Annotated in this window: 18 protein-coding genes; 11 read left to right on the forward strand and 7 right to left on the reverse strand. The window is 49.0% G+C overall.

What is annotated here, in order from left to right; all coding sequences use genetic code 11:
* From nuoM to BTV99_RS05955, 3 genes are all read left to right on the forward strand, one after another.
* Positions 1 to 1,626 carry an NADH-quinone oxidoreductase subunit M gene (gene nuoM, locus BTV99_RS05945; RefSeq protein WP_075101462.1) on the forward strand — a complete coding sequence of 542 codons (1,626 nt, stop codon included), beginning with the start codon at positions 1 to 3 and terminating at the stop codon, positions 1,624 to 1,626.
* Positions 1,627 to 1,629: 3 nt separating this feature from the next.
* Complete coding sequence (locus BTV99_RS05950; protein ID WP_075101463.1) at positions 1,630 to 3,108, forward strand: NADH-quinone oxidoreductase subunit N; 1,479 nt, start codon at positions 1,630 to 1,632, stop codon at positions 3,106 to 3,108.
* A 225-nt stretch (positions 3,109 to 3,333) separates the two neighbouring features.
* Positions 3,334 to 4,149, forward strand: coding sequence for a ferredoxin--NADP reductase (locus BTV99_RS05955; protein ID WP_075101464.1), 816 nt, complete (start codon positions 3,334 to 3,336; stop codon positions 4,147 to 4,149).
* A 164-nt stretch (positions 4,150 to 4,313) separates the two neighbouring features.
* Here BTV99_RS05955 and BTV99_RS05960 read toward each other — a convergent pair whose 3' ends face one another.
* The gene (locus BTV99_RS05960) at positions 4,314 to 5,087 is read right to left on the reverse strand and encodes a hypothetical protein (protein ID WP_075101565.1); all 774 of its coding nucleotides are present in this window, start codon (positions 5,085 to 5,087) and stop codon (positions 4,314 to 4,316) included.
* Positions 5,088 to 5,468: 381 nt separating this feature from the next.
* Here BTV99_RS05960 and BTV99_RS05965 point away from each other — a divergent pair, with 381 nt between their 5' ends.
* On the forward strand, positions 5,469 to 6,356 hold the full coding sequence (locus BTV99_RS05965; protein ID WP_172953056.1) for an energy transducer TonB: 888 nt from the start codon (positions 5,469 to 5,471) through the stop codon (positions 6,354 to 6,356).
* A gap of 135 nt (positions 6,357 to 6,491) precedes the next feature.
* On the forward strand, positions 6,492 to 7,367 hold the full coding sequence (locus tag BTV99_RS05970) for a mechanosensitive ion channel family protein (RefSeq protein WP_075101466.1): 876 nt from the start codon (positions 6,492 to 6,494) through the stop codon (positions 7,365 to 7,367).
* 65 nt (positions 7,368 to 7,432) lie between these two features.
* Here the strand turns inward: BTV99_RS05970 and ybeY are convergent, their stop codons facing one another.
* The gene (gene ybeY / locus BTV99_RS05975; RefSeq protein ID WP_075101467.1) at positions 7,433 to 8,038 is read right to left on the reverse strand and encodes an rRNA maturation RNase YbeY; all 606 of its coding nucleotides are present in this window, start codon (positions 8,036 to 8,038) and stop codon (positions 7,433 to 7,435) included.
* Between the two features lie 264 nt (positions 8,039 to 8,302).
* A complete protein-coding gene (locus BTV99_RS05980; RefSeq protein ID WP_075101468.1) occupies positions 8,303 to 9,397 on the reverse strand; it encodes a PhoH family protein in 1,095 nt (364 codons plus the stop codon).
* 565 nt (positions 9,398 to 9,962) lie between these two features.
* Between BTV99_RS05980 and BTV99_RS05985 the strand changes: the two genes are divergently transcribed.
* The 3 genes from BTV99_RS05985 to BTV99_RS05995 all read left to right on the forward strand — a co-directional run bounded on the left by BTV99_RS05985 (position 9,963) and on the right by BTV99_RS05995 (position 13,891).
* Positions 9,963 to 11,258: an FAD-dependent monooxygenase gene (locus BTV99_RS05985; RefSeq protein ID WP_100749123.1), complete on the forward strand. Its 1,296-nt coding sequence runs from the start codon at positions 9,963 to 9,965 to the stop codon at positions 11,256 to 11,258.
* 101 nt (positions 11,259 to 11,359) lie between these two features.
* Positions 11,360 to 12,613 (forward strand): FAD-dependent oxidoreductase, encoded by a 1,254-nt coding sequence (locus BTV99_RS05990; protein WP_075101470.1) that lies wholly within the window; start codon positions 11,360 to 11,362, stop codon positions 12,611 to 12,613.
* A gap of 36 nt (positions 12,614 to 12,649) precedes the next feature.
* Positions 12,650 to 13,891 (forward strand): PIN domain-containing protein, encoded by a 1,242-nt coding sequence (locus BTV99_RS05995; protein ID WP_075101471.1) that lies wholly within the window; start codon positions 12,650 to 12,652, stop codon positions 13,889 to 13,891.
* Between the two features lie 5 nt (positions 13,892 to 13,896).
* Here BTV99_RS05995 and BTV99_RS06000 read toward each other — a convergent pair whose 3' ends face one another.
* Positions 13,897 to 14,808 (reverse strand): lysine exporter LysO family protein, encoded by a 912-nt coding sequence (locus BTV99_RS06000; RefSeq protein WP_075101472.1) that lies wholly within the window; start codon positions 14,806 to 14,808, stop codon positions 13,897 to 13,899.
* 196 nt (positions 14,809 to 15,004) lie between these two features.
* Between BTV99_RS06000 and BTV99_RS06005 the strand changes: the two genes are divergently transcribed.
* The 3 genes from BTV99_RS06005 to BTV99_RS06015 all read left to right on the forward strand — a co-directional run bounded on the left by BTV99_RS06005 (position 15,005) and on the right by BTV99_RS06015 (position 19,885).
* Positions 15,005 to 17,656 (forward strand): alpha/beta fold hydrolase, encoded by a 2,652-nt coding sequence (locus BTV99_RS06005; protein WP_083608547.1) that lies wholly within the window; start codon positions 15,005 to 15,007, stop codon positions 17,654 to 17,656.
* Complete coding sequence (locus BTV99_RS06010) at positions 17,646 to 18,890, forward strand: patatin-like phospholipase family protein (protein WP_075101473.1); 1,245 nt, start codon at positions 17,646 to 17,648, stop codon at positions 18,888 to 18,890. Before BTV99_RS06005 ends, BTV99_RS06010 begins: the two co-directional genes overlap by 11 nt.
* 170 nt (positions 18,891 to 19,060) lie before the next feature.
* Positions 19,061 to 19,885: an SDR family oxidoreductase gene (locus BTV99_RS06015; protein WP_075101474.1), complete on the forward strand. Its 825-nt coding sequence runs from the start codon at positions 19,061 to 19,063 to the stop codon at positions 19,883 to 19,885.
* A 45-nt stretch (positions 19,886 to 19,930) separates the two neighbouring features.
* On the opposite strand, the gene BTV99_RS06020 is transcribed toward BTV99_RS06015, so the two are convergent.
* The 3 genes from BTV99_RS06020 to nadA form a co-directional block, all read right to left on the reverse strand.
* Positions 19,931 to 20,833 carry a phosphatidate cytidylyltransferase gene (locus tag BTV99_RS06020; protein ID WP_075101475.1) on the reverse strand — a complete coding sequence of 301 codons (903 nt, stop codon included), beginning with the start codon at positions 20,831 to 20,833 and terminating at the stop codon, positions 19,931 to 19,933.
* Between the two features lie 132 nt (positions 20,834 to 20,965).
* Positions 20,966 to 22,918: an L-aspartate oxidase gene (locus BTV99_RS06025; protein WP_075101476.1), complete on the reverse strand. Its 1,953-nt coding sequence runs from the start codon at positions 22,916 to 22,918 to the stop codon at positions 20,966 to 20,968.
* Between the two features lies 1 nt (position 22,919).
* On the reverse strand, positions 22,920 to 24,059 hold the full coding sequence (gene nadA / locus BTV99_RS06030) for a quinolinate synthase NadA (protein WP_075101477.1): 1,140 nt from the start codon (positions 24,057 to 24,059) through the stop codon (positions 22,920 to 22,922).
* Positions 24,060 to 24,207 lie beyond the last annotated feature (148 nt).

The following is a 24,207-nucleotide window of genomic DNA, read 5'->3' on the forward strand; positions in this document are numbered from 1 at the left end:
ATGATTGAGTTACAACAAACGTGGATGCTACCAGCATTGATTGCAATTCCTTTTATTGCAGGGTTGCTATGCTGGCTGGTAGAGCGGATTAATAAACGTCTGCCGCGCTGGATCGCCTTAATCGGGATGATCATAACCTTTGCTTTGTCACTCGTGCTATGGCAGTACGGCGACTATAGCGGTATGAGTAAGCAGGTGATCGCGCCAGATGCAAACGTGCCATGGGTCGCTGAGTTTAGTGTGCCGTGGATACCAAGCTTTGGTATCAGCTTTCATTTGGCGCTAGATGGTTTGTCGCTGCTGATGGTGGGTCTAACAGGGCTGCTCGGTATTGCCGCTGTCGCTTGTTCGTGGAACGAGATTCAGCGCCGTGTGGGTTTTTTCCATCTCAACTTACTATGGAGCTTGGGCGGCGTCATCGGTGTGTTCTTAGCCATTGATCTGTTTTTGTTCTTCTTCTTTTGGGAGATGATGCTGGTTCCTATCTACTTCTTGATCGCGCTATGGGGTCATGATGTGGTGGGCAAAACCAAAGAGTACGCAGCAACCAAGTTCTTTATTTATACCCAAGCGTCTGGGCTAATCATGCTCATCGGTATCTTGGTGTTGGTCATTATCAGCTATGCGCAAACTGGGGTGGTCAGCTTTAATTATAATGACTTGCTCGGTACCTCGCTTGGCGGCTGGGAATATCCCATTATGCTGTGCTTCTTTATCGGTTTTGCGGTGAAGTTGCCGATTGTACCTTTTCATGGCTGGTTGCCAGATGCGCACGCTCAAGCACCAACAGCAGGTTCGGTGGATTTGGCTGGGGTTCTAATTAAGACTGCCGCCTATGGTTTGATTCGTTTTGTCTTGCCATTATTTCCAGCCGCGTCGCAAGAGTTTGCACCGATTGCCATTACCTTGGGGACGATTGGTATCTTTTATGGGGCGTGGCTCGCCTTTATGCAGACCGACATGAAGCGTCTATTGGCATATACCAGTGTCTCGCACATGGGCTTTGTGGTATTGGCCATCTATGCTGGTACGCTCATCAGCTTACAAGGTCTGATGATTCAGATGCTGGCGCACGGGCTTAGCTCGGCGGCACTCTTTATCATGGCGGGACAGTTGTATGAGCGCTTACATACGCGCGATCTGACTTTGATGGGCGGTATGTGGGGTCAGTTCCGCTACTATGCACCGATACTGATGTTCTTTTGCGCCGCTTTATTGGGTATCCCGGGTACGGGTAACTTCATTGGCGAATTTATGATCTTATTTGGCTCATTTGCTCAGTATCCTGTGTTTGTGGTTTTTGCTACGTTCAGCTTGGTACTTGCAGGCCTATACTCGCTCATTTTGATTCACCGCGCCTTGTTTGGTAAAAACAATATCGAAGCGCTGGCGATACACGAAACCAAATCGCATGGTCTGCCGACGCGTAGACTAAAAGATTTGGGCAAACGTGAGCTTTCGTTGCTGCTTATGTTAGCAGCAGGTTTGGTCTGGCTAGGATTGTATCCGCAGCCATTCCTCGATACGTCAAGTCACGCCATGCAGTGGATCAATAATGCATATATATACAGTCAAGTCACACAGGTAGATGCCATGCAACTGCTTGATGCAATGGAGGCACGTTAAGTCATGAATGATATTACGATGAATGATTTGATGGGATTGCTACCTTACGCACCGATCATCGCCGTAGTGATTACGGTGTTGGTGGTGATGATTGCCATCGCGGTAAAACGCTCACATATGGTGACAGGTACTGTTACGGTGGTGGGCTTAAACATTGGGCTATTTACCTTGCTGGCGCAGATGGCTGGTATCGTCAGTAGCGGTGCGGCTGCGCCTAGCGCTGAGCAGTTATTTATCATCGATAATTTTGCTCAGTTTAATATGGTGGTGATTTTTATTTGTGCATTGGCGTGCTGTACGCTGTCTTATGCTTATCTTGCCAACCTAAAAGACAATAAAGACGAGCTGTATCTGCTGATGTTGCTATCGACAATCGGCGCGCTGCTGATGGTCAGTGCTCAGCATTTGGCGGCGTTCTTTATGAGTCTTGAGATGCTATCGATACCGCTATATGGCTTATTGGCCTATACTTATATGCGTAATCGTTCGCTTGAGTCGGGGCTGAAGTATCTGGTGTTATCAGCGACCGCATCGGCCACACTACTGATGGGCATGGCCTTTATCTACGCTGAGGTGGGCGCGCTGGCGTTCAAACCGATCAGCTTGGTATTGGGTAATGTATTTGAGTCGCCACTCTTGATACTTGGGGCGGCGATGATGCTGTTCGGTATCGCCTTTAAACTCTCAGCAGCTCCTTTTCATATGTGGACCCCCGATGTCTATGAGGGTGCACCAGCTCCTATCGCTACGTTTTTGGCGTCTGTCTCAAAAGTGGCGATGATGGCTTTGGCCGTGCGTTTCTTAATCGATACTGCGTTATTGGCGCTGCCGTCTGTACAGATACTGCTGATGGTGATGGCGACCTTATCGATATTGGTAGGTAACTTACTAGCCGTACGTCAGACCAGTCTCAAGCGCTTATTGGGTTATTCATCCATTGCGCATATGGGTTATGTGCTGATCGTTATTGTTAGTATCGGTACCGCAGCCGATAGCATCTCTAGTATGTATATGGCGGTCTATGCCTTTACCTCTATCGGTGCCTTTGGGGTAGTGACCTTGATGTCGAGTCCTTATCGCTTGGCAGGTGAGGCTGATGAGCTGACTCACTATCAAGGGCTGTTTTGGCGTCGTCCCGTGCTGACGGCGGTCATGACCATTATGATGCTGTCACTGGCTGGTATTCCGCTTACTGCAGGCTTTATCACCAAGCTGTTTGCGATATTGGCAGCGGTGCAAGGGACCAACTGGTTCTTGGCTGCGATGATTATCCTAGGCAGTGCCATCGGTCTGTTTTATTACTTGCGCGTGTTGCTTACTTTATTTAAACGTCCTAAGCAATTCATCGAGTTTGATGTGGCAGGACAGTGGGGTATTCGCACGGGTGGTATCATGGTCATCGCCGTCACAGCGATTATTTTATTCTTTGGTATCTTGCCAAACAGTATGATTGAGTGGGCGAGCATGGCACGTATCTGGTAATGTACTGATAGTAATATGCTGATAGATAGGTAGCAAACAAACCGCTACAGTGCGGCAATCTATCGTGCCGCACGTCCGCTGTGATGGTAAACCACCCAAGATGCGCCAGCTTTATGATAAGCTTGGCGCATCTTTTGGTTTGACCCCTTTAAAAACAAATAAACACAACCATCAATAGAAGTATTAAAAGAAAACGACTAATAAAAACGAGAGTGATTAACGATTATGAGTGACAATATTCAGACAGTAACGGTGCTCAGTAAGACCACTTGGACACCCAATTTATTTAGCTTTACGGTCAGCCGGCCCGACAGTTTTAAATTTACTGCAGGGCAGTTTGTGCGTTTGGGGGTCAACCCCAGTCGACTGAAGTATTATCAGCAGCAGGAGGAGGCATTAGCAGCATTGGACGAAGACATATTTCGTGCCTACTCAATTGTCTCCTCACCATTTGATGAGGTGTTAGAGTTTTTCTCTATTGTCATTCCTGATGGCGCTTTTACCTCGCAGTTGCAGTACTTAGAAGTGGGTGATGAGCTGCTGCTCAATACCATGCCATTTGGCTTTTTGACGTTGGCTCGCTACCAAAAACCCTTGCCCAAAGACTTATGGTTATTGGCGACAGGTACAGGCTTGGCACCGTTTTTATCGATGCTCCAAGACCTAAAGACATGGGAAGACTACGAGCATATCGTACTGGCCTACAGTGCGCGCTCGGTGGAAGAGCTGGCTTATATTGAGCTGATTGAACGCTTGCAAGCAGACTTTGGCTCGTTGGTGGACAACCCTGCCAAGCTGATTTTTATTCCTATTGTCACCCGCGAGCCCGTCGATGGCGCATTGACGGAGCGCCTGCCAAAGCTGCTATTGGACGGTACGCTACAAGAGCGTGCAGGTATTGCGCTGGATGTCGATAGCACCCATGTGATGCTCTGCGGCAACCCTGAGATGGTAGAGGACACCAAAGAAGCCCTAAAGACATTAGGGCTGGTGATGAACCGCCGCGGCGAGGGCAATATCGCGGTAGAAAATTATTGGTAAAAGCTATTGATGTATTGATAAAAGCTGCCGCTACAGATATTTGCTTAAATCTGATAAATAAAAGTTGTATTGCCGTTGTACAAAAACGCCGCTACTTGATAGACGAAAAGTAGCGGCGTTTTAATGGTTTATTACGTACGATTGATAGTCCATGTAGTTGGAGATCAAACCTGACTGGGCTCGGTGGCATCTGCGACAGGATTGATCGGGCCTTGCATCAGCTCAGGCTCATCGGCGTCGCTAATGATATCTTCATTGCTACTGGCGGCCAGTAGGTCACGATAGTTGATCTGAGTCTTTAAGATCATCTGCTCTTCTTCAAGCTCGCCATAATTAACTTGTACCTTGTGCAGTGTGCTGATGATTTTTTTGTTCTTTTTTAGCCAGCGGTTGATATCGAGGTAGATAACCTCGTTTTTGGCACGAGCAATGTTGATATACGATAAGATAAAGCCGAGCGGGTCTTTTTTGAGGATACGATGATAAAACCAGATAAACAGCTTGATGCCTTGGCGCTTGATAAAAGACTCGCAGCGCAGGTTTAGCACATCGGTATAGGTCTGCTGGCCAAAGACAAAACGCTGCACATTGCGATCGAGCTGTACATGAATCAAGCTAAAGTTACTGGCGACCTCGATATAGATGCCCGAGATATCAATAGTACAGTATAGGCGAAACCAGTCGTCGTGCATCTCAACGCGCAGCTCTAAGATGGCCTTTACATTGTCAGTGACAAACTTTTGCAAGGCATCGTTGACGTATTGCTGCGCTACCGGCAGCGATAGCTCGTTTTCAAACTTATCGGTGGTTTTGTTATAAAGGTTTTTAACAGATTGGGTGAGGCGCTCCCAGCCGTCGCTAAATGACTCATCAAAACGATAGCCAATGTTTTCAAAGTACTCATCAAAACTGTCTGAATTGTTTACGTTATCACTCATGTTATCAAAGTCACTCAAACGTATTATCCTTATAGTGCGCTATTAAAGTATGCACTTCTTGTTGTGTTCCTGCATATTATTGAAAGCAAGCATCCCAATGATAGGGTATTTGTTTTATAGTATCTCGACTATAGCATTTATAAAGCAGTATATAACAAATATCGTGGCTTCAAAATGAACACAGGCGTTTTATCGTAAATGATTTGTTTGCAGTGTGGATGGCGCGCCTGTTTGGCGGTTGTGCTGGCGACGCAATTCTATGTCATGTTATGATAGCCTCGGCACGGCATGAGTCAACCGCTTAGCGGTGCCTATTCATTGATACATAGATGAGCGGCAGACTTGTGTTGCGACGCTCATACCCTTAAGCTGAGAGCAACTGTGGCCTATATTAAAGACTCACAAAGTTATCATTTTTCAGCGCAAGCCCCTAAGCGCGATAGAAGTCTGCTTATGGCGATCGTCATCGCTGTGAGTGTGCATGTGCTGATTATTTTTGGTATCAGTTTTTCTATGGGGCAAGATCCGGCAGCGATGATGCAGGATGTGGCCAAGGCCTTGACGGACAACATGCAGCCAAATGAGGACGCGCACTTTATCGCCAACGCCTCGCAGGTCGGTGGCGGCACGATAGAAGAGCAGCTCAGGCAAGAAACTGATCAGGTCAGCCCGCTGTCAGCTGAGCAAATGAGCGAGACACAAGATGTGATCAATTTGCAGCGGCAGACCCGTCAGCAGCGCTATCAAGAAAGCTACCTGCGTACCACCTTGAGCTGGCGACAGGCAACCGTCGAGTCTGATAATGACAGTACGCAAGAGCAAGATGATATCATGGCGCAGGAAGAGCGTCTGCGCAAACAAATCGCGACATTAGAGGCGCAGTTGTCCCAGCGTCAGCAGGTCTATGCGACCAAATCAAAAGTGGTGACGGTCGATAGTAACTCGACGACGCGCGGCGCTGCAGCGGATTATATCAATACGTTTCGTGAGCATGTCGAGCGGGTCGGTAACCTGCATTATCCAGCGCAAGCTCGGGCGCAGGGTATCACCGGCGACGTACGCTTGATGGTGGTTATCAGTAGTGATGGCAATGTCAAAGCCATTCGTTTGCTAGAGAGCTCAGGCTCGACGATATTGGATGAAGCGGCAAAGCAGTCAGTGCGTCAAGCGGCACCCTTTGGCAAATTTACCGAAGACATGAGCGATATTGTAGAGCTGCGTTTGATACGTACTTATCAGTACAGCGATACAGTCAATGTGACGTATTAGCGGATGAGGTATCAATAAGCGACGTATCAATAAGCGATACAGCAAATCAAATAAAAGCCGTTTGCCAGCAAAGGCGAACCGGCGTTTTTATCAATACGCTTGGATATAAAACACACTTAAACAAAAAGAGTCAGTATGGAATTTTTAGGTTTTACAGTCGATGTTGCTGCTTTGACCAGTAACGCATTGAGCTTGGTAATCAAGGTGGCTTTTGCCATCGTTATATTTATGGTCGGGCGCTGGCTGGCCAAAAAAGCCGTCACCTTTGCTCATGGTATTATGCGTCGCAGTCATTTAGATGATACGGTGGCCAGCTTTTTAGGGCGCTTGCTTTATGGCGTGTTATTGGTGGTGGTGGTGTTGGCCGCGCTGAGCAAGGTCGGAGTCCAAACGACATCGGTCGTTGCCATACTGGGCGGTGCAGCAGTCGCGATTGGTCTGTCGTTAAAGGATCAGCTATCAAACTTTGCCGCTGGTATCATGATCGTTACTTTTCGCCCCTTTGTGCGCGGTGATTATGTACAGATTAGCAGCTATACAGGGACGGTGACCGAGATTACGTTGATCAACACCCACCTAACCACGATCAACAACCACGATATCATCATCCCAAATGGCGATATCACCACCTCAGCGGTGACCAATTATACGGCGCTGCCCAATCGCCGCGTCGATATCACAGTTGGGATCGGCTACGATGCCGATATCAAAACTGCCAAAGAGGTGATGCTGAGCTTGGCCAGAAACAACCCAATAGCCTTTACCGACCCTGAGCCTATCGTACGCGTGACCAATCTGGGTGACAACTCGGTAGATTTGACCCTCAATGTCTGGACGACCAATGCTGATTGGTGGACGATGCAGTGTGATTTGCTTGAGCAGTTTAAATACGCTTTAGATGATGAGAAGATTGAGATTCCATTCCCGCAGCGTAGCGTCCATGTCAAAGGCTTGGATCAGATGATTAATCAAATGGGTCAGTCGCAAAAACTGCCCATGACTAAAGACTGAGCAAGGATTGGTTATTCAGTGCTTGTTCTAAGGGATTGTTTCGGTCAAAAACCATCTCGTCAAATTCAAGCGTTTGGTAGATAGGGGTTTGGTAGGTTGAGACTTGCCAAAATCTCTATCTCAAACCCTTCCATCTCATCTTGCTCAGCTTGTCCAAGCTCGTGATCAAAGCCTAGTAGATGCAGCATACCATGTACTAGTAAATGACTGATATGCTGCGCGACGCTCTTGTCTTGTTCGCCGGCTTCTCGCACCACGACTTCATGACAGATGATCAGCTCGCCGAGTGGCAAGGTCGGCATCAAGTCAATAATGGCGACGGGTAAGTCGCTTGGATAGGATAAGATATTGGTCGCATAATCCTTGCCCCGCGCCTCTAGGTTTAATTCACGACCTTCAGTTTTGTCAGTAATATAGATATCTAGCGCTTTGATTTTTTGCTGCCACGTCTCAAGACTAATATCTGTAAAATAAGGGAGCATCAGACCACTCTCTATACGTCTATCTATATATTTCAAAGTTGCAGCCATGATTGGCAATAGACGATCTGCACTGTAGTAACGACTGATTAACCCCTCATCGATACTATCGAGAGCGCTGACATCAAGCTCAATTTTGTCTAGATTATTTATCTTTAGGGCGTTTATATTATCGTTGTTAGATTGGTTCATAGCGTCACCTTCAGGAGAGATATAGTCGATTATAAATAAAACAGATAGATTGTATGTCAACGTGGAACTGGTATAAACTTTTCTTGCGTGCTGTGCCTACGCCGACAGATGCTTCGAAAATTTCACTGCGTATTGTCTGAAAAATAGCCGCCGCCAGTGCGATGGTTGAATGTTCAACACGCCCTAATATTAACGAAAAGACCAGATCACTATGTTTAGTAATCCGGTCTTTTGGGTTAGACATAACAGTTTAACGACGTTTAGCTACAGTTTAGAGGCTGCATCTGCCACCGCCTGTCTGCGCTCTTGCTCTTTGATGCGCTCAAACTTACGTTTTTCTTGTAGCGCGATTTGCTCTTCATCAAACACATCATAGGCTTCGACGATTTTTTGTACCAACTGATGGCGCACCACGTCTTTTGAGTCAAACTTAGTAATATGAATCTCTTCGATACCGCTCAAGATATCCATCGCCTGTGCCAAGCCTGATTTGGTACCGCGTGGCAAGTCGACCTGTGAGATGTCACCGGTGATGACGGCGCGTGAGCCAAAGCCCAGACGCGTCAAAAACATCTTCATTTGCTCAGGTGTGGTGTTTTGCGCCTCATCCAAGATGACAAATGAGTTGTTTAAGGTGCGGCCACGCATATAAGCCAGCGGCGCAATCTCGATGATTTGCCGCTCGATCAATTTGCCGACCTTCTCAAAGCCAAGCATCTCATAGAGGGCATCGTAAAGTGGACGCAGATAGGGGTCAATCTTCTGTGTGAGATCACCGGGTAAAAACCCCAGCTTCTCCCCAGCTTCTACCGCTGGACGTACCAGCAGTATGCGCTCAATCTCATTGCGCTCTAGCATATCGACCGCGCAGGCCACCGCCAGATACGTCTTGCCGGTACCAGCAGGCCCAATACCAAAGGACACATCGGAGCTGAGCACGTTTTTGACATAGCGCTGCTGGTTGCCCCCGCGCGGGATGATACGGCCTTTGCGCGTACGCAGGCTAATGGGGGTAAACTCATCTGCTGAATCCAAATCAGCTGTATCGTTCTCATTATCGGCAGACTCTTGCTCATCATCTGCCATGTCTTCATCGCGGGAGACGCTCGATTGGATAATCAAATGCAGCTCTTCTGCACTGATATCCTTGGTGTTTTGCGCCTCATCGACCAGTTTATAAATGATGCGTTCGCCGCGCTCGACCGCAGTCACATCCCCGCTCAGGCAAAAGTCGCCTTGGCGTTGAATGATCTTGATATCGAGGCGATCTTGTAGGTATTTCATGTGGTTATTGTATTCACCAAGCACGGTTTTGAGCTGTGCTGGGGTCAGTGATTCAAACTTTATACGGCGGCTCATAGAATCAGTCAAGCGATTATCCTTGTGTTGTGTACCCGCTGCTATCGCCTAGTGCTGATGAGATCAACATGGAGAGTGCCACGGGCTTCAGAGATAAAAAATAAAATGCTAAAAAATAAAATGGGTAATAAAAGTCGTTCGTCAAGGTGTCTGGGCGGGCAGTGTGTCACGCGCCTTTTAACACGCAGGTGGCGTATCTGCTAGCGATATAGATAACGGTAAATTATTATTGGTTTTGGGATTAATGATAAATCAAAGTCTTGTCTTCATTATGGTAGATAGTTTTTAAAATTCAAGCCATCGCCTGCCCAGATGGCGGGGTTTTTGTATGTGGATTGCAACCACGGGCTGGTGGGCAAACGGCTGCAATGGTGAGGTATGCTTTGGCGTAGCTTACCCTCATGTCAGTCTTTTATGATATGACCGCAAACAGGCGAGTACACGCTTTGCATACGTGTCAGGGCACAGAAACTCAAGCAAACTGTGGTAATCTAGGGCATTAATAAATAACGCCTGAAAAATAAGAAAGCACACCATTAAAAGCAATATGATTAGGAATAGCATGATGCAAAACACTAATGCAACGTCATCAACTGTCAAAAAAAAAGCAGCAATCACTGAGCAGCAAGTGCTGATCGCAGGCGGCGGTCATGTGGGTCTGTCCTTTGCCTTGCTGCTTGCCCATCACGGTATCGCCAGCACCTTGCTCGAAAAAAACAGCTACCCAACCATCAGCCCGCAAGATGACCGCACGCGCAGTCATTATTTGGACAGTCGCAACACCGCTCTGTCGCGGCGCACCGTACAGATTTATCAAGAGATTGGGCTGTGGGATGAGCTACAAAGCCATGCCTGCCGTATTGATGCGGTACAGATCAGCGAGCAAGGCAGCTTTGGCCGCGCGCAATTAAATAAGGCGGACGAGCAGGTCGAGTCGTTTGGGCAAGTGATGGAAAACGCTTGGCTGGGGCGCAAGCTATTACTGGCCGCGCAGCAAGAGCCGCTGATTAGTATCATTGATAATGCCAACGTCATCGCTGTCGAGCAGCAGCCTGATGGCGTGACGCTCAGCTTTAGCTACTACGGCGAAGAAGAGCACGAGCAGCAGTTGCAGGCCAGTCTACTGGTCGCTTGCGATGGCCGCGACTCTACCGTACGCCAGCTATTAGACATCGGCACAACGACGTATGATTATCAGCAAACCGCCATCGTCGGAGTGGTAGAGACGGATAAGCCGCACGACCATGTCGCCATTGAGCGCTTTAGTCCAGCAGGGCCACTGGCGGTGCTGCCATTGACCGACCCAGATGGCGATGGCAATGAGGAATATCAACAAGGCTACAGACGCTCGGTGGTTTGGGTCTGCCCAAAAGGCGAAGAGACAAGATACCTAGAAGATGATGCGCATTTTTTGGCGACGTTGCAGGGAGCATTTGGCGATCGTGCTGGCACGTTTGTCAACGCTGGTCGCCGCGGTGCCTATCCGCTGACGCGCGTACTGGCAGATAAGCAAGTCATTGGCCGCTGCGTCATCATGGGTAATGCCGCCCACACCTTGCATCCTGTGGCAGGTCAAGGCTTTAATCTATGTATGCGCGATGCTCACGTACTGGCAAAAATGCTGAGCGCGCAAGTGCTGCGAGGCGAGGATATCGGTAGTCCGGCATTGCTCACGCGCTACGAAAAAGCCCGACAAACCGACCAAAAACGCGTCATTCGTTTTTGTGATGCGGTCGTCCATGGCTTTACCCACCCTAATCCCGCCATCAAACTGGCGCGTAACATGGCACTGGTGGCGTTTGATAAATTGCCCAATATCAAGCCGCTGGTGGCAAATTATGCGATGGGCTTAAAATCGTAATATCCATAACTAAAATGATACAAGCATTTTTAGCAGTACTTTGGCCAGTAGCAGTATTTATTTTTAAATGTTTATCACGTCCTGATATCGAGAGCTAACTTATGACAAACAACCATACACTCATTATCGGCGGCGGTATCGTCGGTGCGACGCTGGCGCTAAACCTGGCACAGGCCAAAATGCCCGTGACCTTAATCGATGCGCGTCCTGCTCGAGATGAGTCTGCATGGCAACAGGTTCTTGGCAAGCGAGATGCCCGTGTTTATGCACTGAGCCTCGCCAGTATTGCGCTGCTAAAAGACGTAGGCGCTTGGCAAAAGATAGCACTATCGGGGCGCAAGGCGGATTACTCGCAGATGCAGGTATGGCAGCTCAATGGTATGGGCGAGCTATTATTTGGCGATAGTGACCGCAGTGCGCCAGAGCTGCTTGGCAGTATGGTTGAACCAGCGGTCATCGAGTATGCCTTGTGGCAGCGTCTGTCTGAGGAGGATGTCAGTGATTATCTGACCGTCATCGCAGGGCAAAAAGTCGTCAATATGGACTGGCGCGGGACGCAGCAGGGCTACCGTGTGACGCTAGCGGACGGCGCTGCTATCGATACGCATCTGCTCGTCGGTGCCGATGGTCGTGGCTCGTTTGTCCGTCAGCAGGCGGCGATTGGGCTGGACACGCTTGATTATAACCAAACCGCGATTTGCTGCGCGATTCAGACTGCCAAGCCCCATCAAGCGACCGCGCGCCAAGCCATGCTACCGACCGGCACGCTGGCTCTGTTGCCCTTAGCGGATATCACTGATGAAGATAAAGCCAATTCGCAGCATTGGCAGTCTATTGTCTGGACACTACCGCGCAATGACGCACTGGCTTTGCTTGAGGAAGACGAGCGCGTGATCGCTGATAAATTGGCCGCTGCCAGTCACTATGAGCTGGGTACCATCGAGCAGATAGAGTCCATCGCCAGTTTTCCACTGAGCGCGCAGCAAGCGAAGCGTTATGTACAGGACAATTTGGTGCTAATAGGCGATGCCGCCCATGGCGTGCATCCGCTGGCAGGTCAAGGGCTAAATTTGGGTATGCTCGATGTGAAGGCGCTAAGTGAGCAGCTGATGCACGACTATACGCGTAGCGGCAATAAGCTGTGGGGCAGTAACCAAACTTTGCGTAGCTATGAGCGTCTACGCCGACCGCATAATAGCCTGATGATGCATAGCTTTTCGGCGCTTAATTGGCTGTTTGCAGGCTCGCTTGCGCAGATGCGTCCGATTCAGCAGATTCGCAGTGAAGGCATGTACCGCGTTGGCAAGATAAAACCACTCATGCGATTGTTTGCGAAGCAGGCGAGTGGGGTTTAGGGCATATTGTGACAACCAAATAATAAGAATATTTCGATGAAGCATATTTTAATTGATTATGAAAACATTCAACCCAAGAGCTTTGAGGGCATGGATACAAAGGAATGCCATGTATGGTTGTTTTTGGGCATACATCAGCAAAAGAGCTTGCCACTTGGGTTGGTCGAAGCATTACTCGAATTCAACAGCGATAATGTACATATCATCAAGATGCAGCATGCAGGTAAAAACGCTTTAGATTTTTACTTGTCTTTTTATCTTGGCAAGATATCTGAAATCGATGCACAGGCGGATGTGTGTATTTTGGCAAGAGACAGTGGTTACGATATCTTGGTTGAGCATCTCAACACTGTGTATGACGGTATGGCCATCACACGCGCAGCAGATGCCAAGCAATTAAGCCTTGCCTATGAGGTAGAGAACACGATAGAGGCTGATATAGAACAAAGTCAACTCATCGTTGATACCAGTCAAAACGAAGTGTTCTATGACGATACTAATAGTGATGATCTGGTAGAGATAAAGACCGCTACAGCACAAATCATTGAAGAAAAAACGTCTCAATCTGTCATTCATGACTGCTATGTTTTGGTGTTCGATAACATAGTAAATCGCAAGATGTTTTTGCCAAGCTATAAATCAAACCTATTCTCTGCGATGAAGAAATACGCGTTAGCAGAAGCTTTAGTTAAATTTGATGAAGCCGAACAAAACAATATCGTTGAAAAAGTCTTTGATAAATTTATCAAGAAAGGACTTATAGAGCTCGATAGTAAAAACGAAAAACTCTGCTACAACACAGACAGTCAGGGTATATTAAATTTAGTAACCGAAAAAGTATTACTAAGTAAAGCTAAGACTATGACTGGATTAACCAACGTCATCAAACAAAAACTTGCCAGCTATCGTCAAAAAAACGATGAGTCCCAAGTAAACCTAGTTATTACATGGCTAAAAAATCAAGGACTGATAAAGCAAAACAATCAAAAAGTTTGTTATCCAACCTTAGATGATTTATCAGTCCATAAAACAAAAACCAGTGTCAAAAACGTAAGCTCAAAGACGATAGACCAACGTACCGTATATCAATGCGCTATTGCATCTATTAAGGCTCGGCCTGTCAGCTCACGACCTGTAAAAAAATCGAGTTTAATCAATTACCTTAACAGTCATCTGCGCGATGAAGACCCCAAAACAATTGATAATATCGTCAAACAAATGGCTGGCAATCAGGTTGTCACGATATCTAGTAATAACAAGCTTAGTTATAACATCTAGTCAACTCACCCCAACGCCGAAAACGCCACCATCAGTACGGGCGAGACAATATTAATAATAAAGCCAAAACTAATCGCTAGTGGCACGACCTTAAGGCCGCCAGATTGTTGAATAATCGGCAAGGTAAAGTCCAAGCTCGTTGCGCCGCCAAGTCCAACCGCTGCTGACGGATACTTACGCATAAAGACGGGAATAAATAGCAGCGCAAAAAATTCACGTATCAAGTCATTAAACAGCGCCACGCTGCCCCAAATCGCGCCATAAGCCTCGGTCATGACGATGGCCGATAGCGAGTACCAGCCAAATCCAGACGCCAGCGCCAAGCCTTTCGTCCATGACACATCGCTAAACATCAGCGCAAAGACAAGCCCGCCTACCAATATCGAGAGGGTAAAGATAATACTCATCTCCACCCCGCGCTTATTGAGCAAGACTTCTTTTAGGGTGATACCCGAGCCTTTGAGACCGATACCGACCAATAAGATTAATATCATTAGCATGACGGTCATGGTGTTTTCAGGCGGCATATAACCTGCCGGTAAAAAATAACCAATCACCATGCCAATCACGACACAAACCACTTGTGCCAAGCTACCGCGGATACTGACGCGGTGCTCTTTAGATTTGGCTACTGGTTTTTTGGCTTGCCAAGGTTTTAGATGATCAAAGAGCATTAGGCTAAATAGCCCCGTACCTATGGTCAATATCGACAATATAATGACATACAAGGCAATCTCACCTATCTGACTGCCCAGCCCTTCCACTTGTGACAGCTCGATACCGATGAGCGCCAAGATAATAAACACCAAGTACGACAAGCCTTTATCCGCAAGCTTGGTCATTTTGGGATTCGAGGGGATGGCAAAGCCAATAAACATTGGCATTAATACCAGGACAAGGGTAATCAGGCTTTGCATGTCGGCAGGCTCGCAGCGGTTTTAAACAAGCCGAAGATTGTATCATATTCACTTATAAATACGGCTATCCGCGCATGATATTCATCATAAAATAGAACGATACTGGCCGCGAGTAGTATTTTTATATGCTTGGCTTATCTTTACCTGATCAACTTTTGTTGCTACATTAAGGCACTCAACCTTTGTGGTCAGCCCTATGTCGCTCTATCAGCTCAAATCTCAGTTTCAAGACCAGTTGCGCCCCATAAGCGATACATTGGCTAAGTCAGGATGCAGCGCCAATCAAGTGACGATATCTGCTGTGATACTCAGCCTAGGGACGGCCTATGTGATTGCCAAGCCTGCGGCTCACCATCAGGCGCTTTGGGCGCTGCTACCGTCGTCGCTGTTTGTGCGTATGGCGCTCAACGCCATCGATGGCATGATGGCGCGTGAGCATGCACAGGCATCTGCGCTGGGCGGTGTGCTCAATGAAGCAGGTGACATTATTGCCGATACGGCGCTCATCAGCAGCTTGCTACCTCATAGCGCTCAGCCAAGCTGTCCATCTAAAAATGTGATTGACCAACAGGCTCATCAGCAGCGTCATGTCTTTGGGATGATGATACTGAGTGTCAGCACTGAGCTGATAGCCATCGCCTGCGATGCTGCGGTGGGCGCTCGAGCCAATCAAGGGCCGCTGGGCAAAAGTGACCGCGCGTTTGTGTTGGGCGCGCTTGGGGCGGCAAAAAGCCTTAGCGTACCGATATCATTGTCTCATCGCTCAGCAAGTCCGTTTTTTATGCTAATAGAAATACTACTGCTAAAAACATGCCTCAATCGTCTGCGCTATATGGTCGCACTGTATCTACAGCGTCAGCCGCCTGTACCGCGCTCAGCCCATACTACTTTGGAGTCCCAGACCATGTCTTCTGATTTTATAAATATAAATGATACAGCGGCGCAGGATATGCCAGTCTCTCCTAGCGCGGCTACAGAAGTATTACAAGCAGCCGTGATAGAAGGCGAGAGCTGCTATAACGCGTATGATGGCACGGCGATTTATTACCGTTATTGGCTAACGATGCCTATTGAGCAGTTAAAAAACGCCGATCAGTGCTTACGGCAAGTGATTTTGTTGCATCGTGGTCATGAGCATTCAGGACGTCTGGCAGAGCTGGGGCAGCAGTTTGCAGCGGCAGGCTATCAGGTGTTTGCGTGGGATGCGCGCGGCAATGGCCGATCAGGTGGTATCAAAGATCATGCCGAGAGCGTCACCGAGCTTGAGCGCGATTTAAATGACTTTGTTCAGCTGGTGATGGGACAAACCGGCATCGCCATCGACGACACACTAATCGTCGCCAGTAGTATCGGTGCCGTGCTCGCCGCCGCGTGGGTGCATGATTATGCGCCCAACATCCGCGGCATGATACTCGGCACACCTGCGCTCAAGATTCGTCTGTATCTGCCTTTTGCCATACCGTCGCTAAAGGTAGCGCGTACGCTTGGACTGATGTCACGCGTCAGCAGCTACGTCAAAGCGCAAGTACTCACCCATGACCAAGACGCGCAGCACGCCTACAATGCCGACCCGCTGATCTCTAGCAGCATCTCAACCGACCTGCTGATCGACACGCACGCGACCGGTCAGCGTCTGCTCGATGATGCAGAGGCCATCACCGTACCGACCTTTGTCTTGTGTGCTGGCAAAGACTATGTGGTGGATAAGCAAGCAGAGCGGACATTTTATGAGGCGATCAATAGTTCAAGCAAACGCTGGCAGCTGTATCCTGATAGCTACCATGCCATCTTTCATGAGACCAACAAAGCCGACGTGTTTGCCGACTGTCTGGCGTTTGCCGAGGACGTATTTAGCACACCGGTACAAACAGCGGATTTAAGAGCGGCGCATTTGCATAGCGCCAGCAAAGACAAGGTCGATCGACTGGCCATCAAGCCATTTAATCCAAGCTTTGCGCTGACTCGGTTGGCAATGCAAACATTTGGTCATGTGAGCGATGCGATTGCCACAGGGCTTGAGCATGGCTTTGACTCAGGGCATTCGCTCGATCATGTCTATCAAAACCAGCCTAGTGGCCAAAACAAGTTTGGTCAAGCGGTCGATAAATTCTATCTTAACAACATCGGCTGGCAAGGCATTCGTATCCGCCGCGAGCATATATTAGAGCTGGCGCGTATCGCACTGACAGCTATCGAAGACAACAACCCCCAAGGGAAAAAACCAAGTAGCTCTGAGCGCTATCAACCAAAGCTGCTAGATATCGCCAGTGGCCATGGTTATTATGCATTTGATCTGTTGACGGCGTTTACGGGGCTACAAGCTGAGCTGCGAGATTATGAGGTGCATAATATTCAAGCGCTACAGGCAAAAGCTGAACGCTTAGGTATCACTGATCGAGTGGTGGTCAGGCAGCAGGACGCTTTTGACCCTGCCAGTTATACGCAGGCCGTGCAGGAGGATAGTGCCACCGCGTCATCACTACATATGCCATCATCAAACAACGCAAAATCTGATGCAGGGTTTGATATCGCTATCGTCTCTGGATTGTTTGAGCTGTTTTCTGACAACCGCTTACCCGAGACTGCATTAGCAGGTATTTATGATAACTTAAACACAAATGGCTACCTGATTTATACCAATCAACCATGGCACCCTGAGCAAGAGTTTATCAGTAAAACCTTAAACAACCATCGCGGCCGTGACTGGGTGATGCGTTGCCGCTCACAAGCGGAGATGGACCAGCTGGTCAGGCAGGCAGGCTTTCAAAAAGTCAGCATGCGTATCGATCGTTTTGGTATCTTTACAGTGTCACTGGCGGTAAAGGTCGCCCCGCTTGATGACAAATAAGCACACAACATATGAGCGCGTGCAGCTGTTTTCGGGAGGCGGCTCGCGCTTTGCCTATTATCTGGGCAGTTATGCCGCGCTGGTCGCCCATGATTTGAGGCCAGATATGATCATAGGTACTTGCGGCGGCAGCCTCTCGGCGTATTTGGTACATCTTGCACCTGAGCCAAAAGACTTGCAAGCACTGCTGTATAGTCATGAGCTGTATACCGCCATTTGTGCAATCAGGCATGTCAGGCCAGATGAAGCAAATAGACGATCAAAAATGCGCTATATAACGCAGGCCATACAGCGTTGGCGCTTAGCAAGCAAGCAAAGCGCCAAACCGCAACGCTCATCGCCAGCCAGCTATGAGCAGCTACTCGCAGAGCTGCAGCAATTGGCCATGTTTCGTATCGATGATGAGCGGTATTGGCTCGATGCGCTATCTGGTGTTGCCAATGAGCGTAATGAGCGTAGAGACAAGAGTGCCTGTGGTCATAATTGTATTCAAAGCACCAAGCCAGCCATACCTGAGGTTGCCATCATCGCCTGCCGTCTGCAAAAAGCCTCTGGGGTTGACAGCGCGTGGCCACCTGCCTCATATACGGCGGCGGGTCCAGCAGCAGTATTGCAAGAGTTGTTATTTGCCTCGCCGCGTGTGGCGACTATGATGTCGCTTGCCGCCGCCATGCAAGGCGCAACTGACAATAAGATACGATCACCTGCGCATGCGTTTGCTGATGGGCGCATACCGCCGCATGTACAGATAGTGAGCCAGTGGAGTTTTGCGGACGCGATACGTGCGTCTATGGCCGATATGTACTATCTACCACCCACCCATATTTCAGCGCTCGGTTGGTGCTTAGGCGGCGTCATCAACCTCACGCCCGTTGAGCTGGCCTGTCAGCTGGGGCAAACGGTATTTGCCGAGAGCAAAGCGGGTTATGATACCTGGCTTGCTGCCCCAGCGATTAAGCGTGTCTTTGGTTTTGATCCCAATGCTCGTTTGGCACAGGTGCATGGCTATCAGAGAGAGGCAAGCCCTCGCCATACCGAGCCGCTGCATTGGTTGCCGTTTGCTGACAATGCCGAGCAGCTCGCAGGTCAAAGCGTGCAAAAGCGCTTTAGTATAAAGCAAATGACCGTAGCGTTGATTCATCGTGATTATGATGGTTTTGTGCAGCAAATGCAGGCGCAGTGGCAATATGGCTATCAGCGAACGAGCAGCTATATTCGGCAGCATACGCTATAGTTGACTACTTTCGCGCTACCGTTTTACAGGCGTACTGTGTTTATACCTTTGCTTATGCCTATACCGCCAGCGGCTATGCCGCATTTATCCCAGTAGCGCGCTTAGACTTATAACGATGGTATTTTGAACTGACGATATACGCATACCGCGATTTATGCCGAACCGATGATATGACAGATCTTAAACCAAACGCCTTAAAGCCTGCCACCGCTGATGCACCGCACGTTATCATCGTCGGTGGCACCAGTGGTTTGGGGTTGGCATTGGCACGTCATCACCAGCAACTGGGCTGGCATGTGAGTGTGGTGGGTCATGATCGCCAAAAAATAGCGCAGATCAATCGTCAATATCCGCACATCACCACCTATCGCTGTGATCTGACTGACCGCGCCCAAACGCATGAGTTTTTGCAGCGCTTATCTGCCATCACGTTTTATCGGCTGATTTATAGTGCGGGCAGTTATACCAACGAGCGGGTGCGGACGCTCAATGCGGCAGACAGCACGCGCATGCTAGCGATTAACTTACAAGCATTTGAGCAGGTGTTTTGGTGGGCAAGTGAGCGGCTAAAACAGCAGCCGACATCGTTTGACATGAGGCAATATGGCAAGCCAAGTCTCATCTGCATTGCCTCCGTCGCTGGGGCGTTGAACTATCCTTATGCCAGCCTCTATGCCAAAAGCAAACGCGCGATGATAGCCACGGCCAGCGCCTATCGCTTGGCACTGCGCCCGTATGATATTCAAGTAAACGGCATCGCCTCAGGCTATATCGATACCCAAGCGCTGCGTGATCTAAATGACGGTGACGCCAGCCATAAGCCATTTATCATCAGTACACAGACCGCCGTCCAGCATGTCATGCAAGCGATCGCTGATGATACCGAGCTTGCCATATTTCCATGGGCGATGCGTTATATTGTTTATGCCTTAAACAGTGTGCCCAAGCCGTTATTAGACTGGGTATTACGCAGCCAGCTTGATAAAAAACAATGAGTAATGAAAAATGAGTAAAAAAACTGTCTTTGCAACAGGCTTTATTTAGCCCAGCAGCCAATAAAGGATGGTAAAGATAGGCACGCCAATCAGCAAGCTATCGATACGGTCCAATACGCCGCCGTGCCCTGCTAGCATGGTACCTGTGTCTTTGATACCGTGCTGACGTTTAAACGCAGACTCTAGCAGATCGCCTGCGATACCGCTCACTGCCAATCCATATGCGGCTAGCAAGCAAAGCCACCATTCAAACCCCGTCAGCCAAACCCCCAGTAGTGATGCCAGTAGCGCGGCACACATACTGCCAAAGACAGCGCCTTCAATGCTTTTGTTGGGGCTGATGCGTGGCGCTAGGCCACGTGAAAACAGGCGATGACCAAGTAGGCGACCACATAGATACTGCGCGATATCGTTAAATTGACTGGCAAATAAGACAAACAATAAGACACCATACTGCTCGCGTTGCCACGTCAGCTGCTGGAGGGCAATCAAGCTGGCAATCAAAGCGACAAATGCCATGCTTAATAACCCATCTAAACCCGTTGGGCGCGTGTAGTGTGGAGTGGTCGCGCTAGCGGTGTGGTCAGCAGAAGAGGTGGGAGTGACGCTTGCCTGCAGGCCGCGGCTTTGCAGCTTATGGATCAGTCGCGCTCTACTAGGTAGGCACCATATCCGTTTGATTTCGTAGCCACCGCGCAGACCAATCAGCACAAAAAAACCAATAAGCAGCCATTGATAGGGATATCTGGACGTCAAAAGCTCGGCATGGCGATCTGCTATCTTTGCGATTGCATAGCAGCCAAAAAGCGCCGCCAGCATAAACCACCATGAGCGTGCGATCAGATAAATCTTCGGTAGGCGTCTGCGCAGGCGTGGTATGGCCAGCGCTCCCCATACCGCGCTAACCACCCCCATCAGCGCGATCACAAAGACGATATCAGAAGCCATACCTTTAAGATCCAAATGCCACCATTTTATGTCGCGGGTTATGTCGCAACGTTTACAGCTGAGTTGTTATGATAGCGTAAATGCTTCTTTAATCCTAACTATAGTTGATAAAATATATGGTATTAGCTGATATTAACCAGATTCCCGCATGGCTAAAGGTGGTACAGTTGTTTTTTGCACATCCGCTGTTGTTATATGGGCTGTCATGTCTATATCGTCAATAGTAGCAAATGCGGTCAGCGAGGGCGGCTCAATGACACTGGTCAAAGACTTGCTCGCTAAGTTTGGATAGTCTTGTCTATAATGACCGCCGCGACTCTCATGACGCTGATAAGCCGACTGCATAATCAAAGCCGCTAACTGCAACTGCCTAGTTAATTGAACATAGGGCAGCGTATGGTAAGAGATGAGGTGGTCTTGGTTTTTAGTATCTATATGATCAAAGCTTCTACCACCGAGCTGCTGTTGCCACTGCCGGATTTGCCCCAGCGCTTGCTCAAGCTGCTCGGCGCTACGAGTGATGCCCAGATGCGAGGTCATTAACGCTTTTAATTGGGTGGTTATGCCAGCAATGTCCTTATTTGTACTGGTGTGGACATTGGCATTGTGATGGTCATTAGTATGGCGTTGGTACTCAATGGGCGATGGCAAGGTAATACGTTGATAATCTGCCAGCATCGGCGGGGTCCAAATATCATAGATGGACTGCTCTGAGTTAATATAAATGGACGTGGCGTCTGGTTTTTTAGTTGCGTGTAGATAGCGCGGGATATCGGCGGCGATATGGCGCCCGACCACCACGCACTCAAGCAGCGAATTACTGGCCAAGCGATTAGCGCCGTGTAAGCCTGTATAAGCAACTTCTCCTGCCGCATAAAGCCCTGTCACATCGGTCAAGCCATTAGCAGAAGTGACCACGCCGCCGCAGCTATAATGCGCGGTGGGGGCTACTGGGATCGGGTCGGTGGTGATGTCGATGCCAAGGTCTAATAGTGTCTGATAAATCTGCGGAAAGTGCGCTTGGAGAAATGCCGCTGGTAAGTGACTGACATCGAGATGAACGTAGCCAAGTCCATTGATGCTAATTTGCTCGGCGATAGCACGAGCAACGATGTCTCTTGGTGCCAGCTCTGCGCGTGTATCAACCTCTAGCATAAAGCGTTTACCTGTCTGCGGGCAGTACAGCCGTCCGCCTTCACCGCGCAGGGCTTCAGAGATTAAAAAACTACTGTCACCAAGCGCCAAGCCTGTCGGATGAAACTGGATGAACTCCAGATTTGCCAAGCGGCAGCCTGCCTGCCAAGCCATCATCACGCCATCACCGACACAGACATTGGGCGCGCTGGCACGTTTAAACAACTGCCCTAAACCGCCACTGGCCAGCACCACCGCGCGACTATGCAAGGTTAGCTGTCGTTGATGAACGTGATCAAAAACAAGTGCACCTTGGCAACGATTGTCAGTATTTTTTAGCAGATGAAACGCTTCATGATAGGGCAGGATGGTGATATTGGACGCCGCTTGCGCTTTTTTAACTAAGGCTTCCATAATATGTCGGCCAGTGGCATCATCAGCATGGGCAACGCGCCGGCAGCCATGGCCGCCTTCTTTGGTCAAGTGTAAATCACTGGTTTGTAAGGAGGTCGACTCAAAACCTCTCTGATAAAGGGTTTCAAGCCTATTTAATGTTGCTATTTTTTCTGATGACGCGTGTTGTTTTGGGAGGCGAGTAAAGGGCACGCCTTGCTCGCACAGCCATTGCACCGCTTGCTCGCCTGAGCTTAGGATCTCTGTGGTGTTTTTTGCCTCGCACAATCCTGCGCCAGCGATAAGCGTATCAGCGATATGATCGGCGGCACAGTCTTTGGCATCTAAACTTGCCGCGATACCGCCTTGGGCATAATGACTGGAGCAAAGGTCCAGCGCCGCTTTGCTTAATACAGTCACGTTCAGTGTTTGCGGTAAGGCCAGCGCTGTGCTCAACCCTGCAAGACCTGCGCCAATGATCAACACGTCTGTGTGTCTGACGTCATGGGTATCCTCAGCAGAGGTGCTTGTATTAGCGGCTGTATGCGCCTCACTCATCTTAGGCGGCTCCCACATTGGCAAAGAGTGCGCGGTCTTTGACAATGTCACCGCTTGTAGTGACGCGCCGCTTTTGCGCTTCGGCAAAATCCAGCATGCGTTGTAAAGGTTTTTTGGCAGCCACTGCCAGCTCAGGCGTCAATGTGACTTCACCGCTTCGCTGTGTCAGACACTGCTCGATACCTTTTAGGCCATTCATCGCCATCCACGGGCAAAACGCGCAGCTCTTACAGCTGGCGCTTTCACCAGCGGTCGGTGCCGCCAAAAAGCGCTTGTTTGGCGAGCGTTTTTGCATCTCGTGCAAGATGCCCAAATCGGTCGCTACGATAAAGGTCTCGGCATCCATCTCATAGGTCGAGCTGAGCAGCTTACTGGTCGAGCCGACGACATCAGCGAGCGCAACCACGCTATCAGGCGACTCTGGATGTACCAGCACTTTGGCGTCAGGATGCTCCTCTTTTAATTGCAGCAGCTCGGTCGCCTTAAACTCATTGTGCACCAGACAAGAACCTTGCCAGAGCAGCATGTCTGCGCCAGTCTCACGAGCGATATATTTGCCCAAATGACGGTCAGGCCCCCAAATGATCGACTCACCTTGCGCATGTAGATGACGGACGATATCGATACCGACAGAGGAAGTCACCACCCAGTCGGCACGCGCTTTGACCGCGGCGCTGGTATTGGCATAAACCACCACGGTACGCTCAGGATGGGCGTCACAAAATGCGGCAAACTCATCTGCAGGACAGCCCAAATCAAGCGAGCATTCCGCTGCTAAGTCAGGCATCAGGACGGTCTTTTCCATACTTAGGATTTTTGCTGACTCGCCCATAAAGCGCACGCCAGCCACCACCAATGTCTGCGCTTCATGGGCTTGTCCAAAGCGCGCCATCTCAAGCGAGTCACCGACACAGCCGCCAGTCGCCAATGCCAAATCCTGAATAAAAGGATCGACATAGTAATGAGCGACGAGCACAGCGTTATGCGTTTTTAGCAAGTGCTTGATATTTTCTTCAACCGCCAGCCGCTCAGAGCGTGGCAACTCGGTAGGTATTTTTGCTTTGGCGTATTCGGTGGTCATCTGAGTGGCGATGCGCTGGTCGGTACTCATGATAGGGGCGTCGTATGGATAAGTTTTCATAGCTGCAACCTTTCCTTTGGTGCGATAGTGACACATCATATGTCGTAATATTGGAATGACTCGCTAAAGCAAAATCATAAATTGTTTTAATTATGCTCATTTTGAGCATAAAAACAAGGGTTTTTTATGATTTTTCTAACTATAGTCA

It is taken from the genome of Psychrobacter sp. Rd 27.2 (assembly GCF_001921755.1).
In the GTDB taxonomy this organism is placed as follows: Bacteria; Pseudomonadota; Gammaproteobacteria; order Pseudomonadales; family Moraxellaceae; genus Psychrobacter; species Psychrobacter celer.

Excerpts from the sequence above, each read along its gene's own strand:
- BTV99_RS06010 (WP_075101473.1), top strand. The coding sequence starts at position 17,646 with ATGACAAATAAGCACACAACATATGAGCGCGTGCAGCTGTTTTCGGGA.
- BTV99_RS05990 (WP_075101470.1), top strand. The coding sequence starts at position 11,360 with ATGACAAACAACCATACACTCATTATCGGCGGCGGTATCGTCGGTGCG.
- BTV99_RS06025 (WP_075101476.1), bottom strand. The coding sequence starts at position 22,918 with ATGAGTGAGGCGCATACAGCCGCTAATACAAGCACCTCTGCTGAGGAT.
- BTV99_RS05985 (WP_100749123.1), top strand. The coding sequence starts at position 9,963 with ATGCAAAACACTAATGCAACGTCATCAACTGTCAAAAAAAAAGCAGCA.
- BTV99_RS06000 (WP_075101472.1), bottom strand. The coding sequence starts at position 14,808 with ATGCAAAGCCTGATTACCCTTGTCCTGGTATTAATGCCAATGTTTATT.
- BTV99_RS06005 (WP_083608547.1), top strand. The coding sequence starts at position 15,005 with ATGTCGCTCTATCAGCTCAAATCTCAGTTTCAAGACCAGTTGCGCCCC.
- BTV99_RS05960 (WP_075101565.1), bottom strand. The coding sequence starts at position 5,087 with ATGAGTGATAACGTAAACAATTCAGACAGTTTTGATGAGTACTTTGAA.
- ybeY (WP_075101467.1), bottom strand. The coding sequence starts at position 8,038 with ATGAACCAATCTAACAACGATAATATAAACGCCCTAAAGATAAATAAT.
- BTV99_RS05980 (WP_075101468.1), bottom strand. The coding sequence starts at position 9,397 with ATGAGCCGCCGTATAAAGTTTGAATCACTGACCCCAGCACAGCTCAAA.
- BTV99_RS06015 (WP_075101474.1), top strand. The coding sequence starts at position 19,061 with ATGACAGATCTTAAACCAAACGCCTTAAAGCCTGCCACCGCTGATGCA.
- BTV99_RS05955 (WP_075101464.1), top strand. The coding sequence starts at position 3,334 with ATGAGTGACAATATTCAGACAGTAACGGTGCTCAGTAAGACCACTTGG.
- nadA (WP_075101477.1), bottom strand. The coding sequence starts at position 24,059 with ATGAAAACTTATCCATACGACGCCCCTATCATGAGTACCGACCAGCGC.
- BTV99_RS06020 (WP_075101475.1), bottom strand. The coding sequence starts at position 20,833 with ATGGCTTCTGATATCGTCTTTGTGATCGCGCTGATGGGGGTGGTTAGC.
- nuoM (WP_075101462.1), top strand. The coding sequence starts at position 1 with ATGATTGAGTTACAACAAACGTGGATGCTACCAGCATTGATTGCAATT.
- BTV99_RS05995 (WP_075101471.1), top strand. The coding sequence starts at position 12,650 with ATGAAGCATATTTTAATTGATTATGAAAACATTCAACCCAAGAGCTTT.
- BTV99_RS05950 (WP_075101463.1), top strand. The coding sequence starts at position 1,630 with ATGAATGATATTACGATGAATGATTTGATGGGATTGCTACCTTACGCA.
- BTV99_RS05970 (WP_075101466.1), top strand. The coding sequence starts at position 6,492 with ATGGAATTTTTAGGTTTTACAGTCGATGTTGCTGCTTTGACCAGTAAC.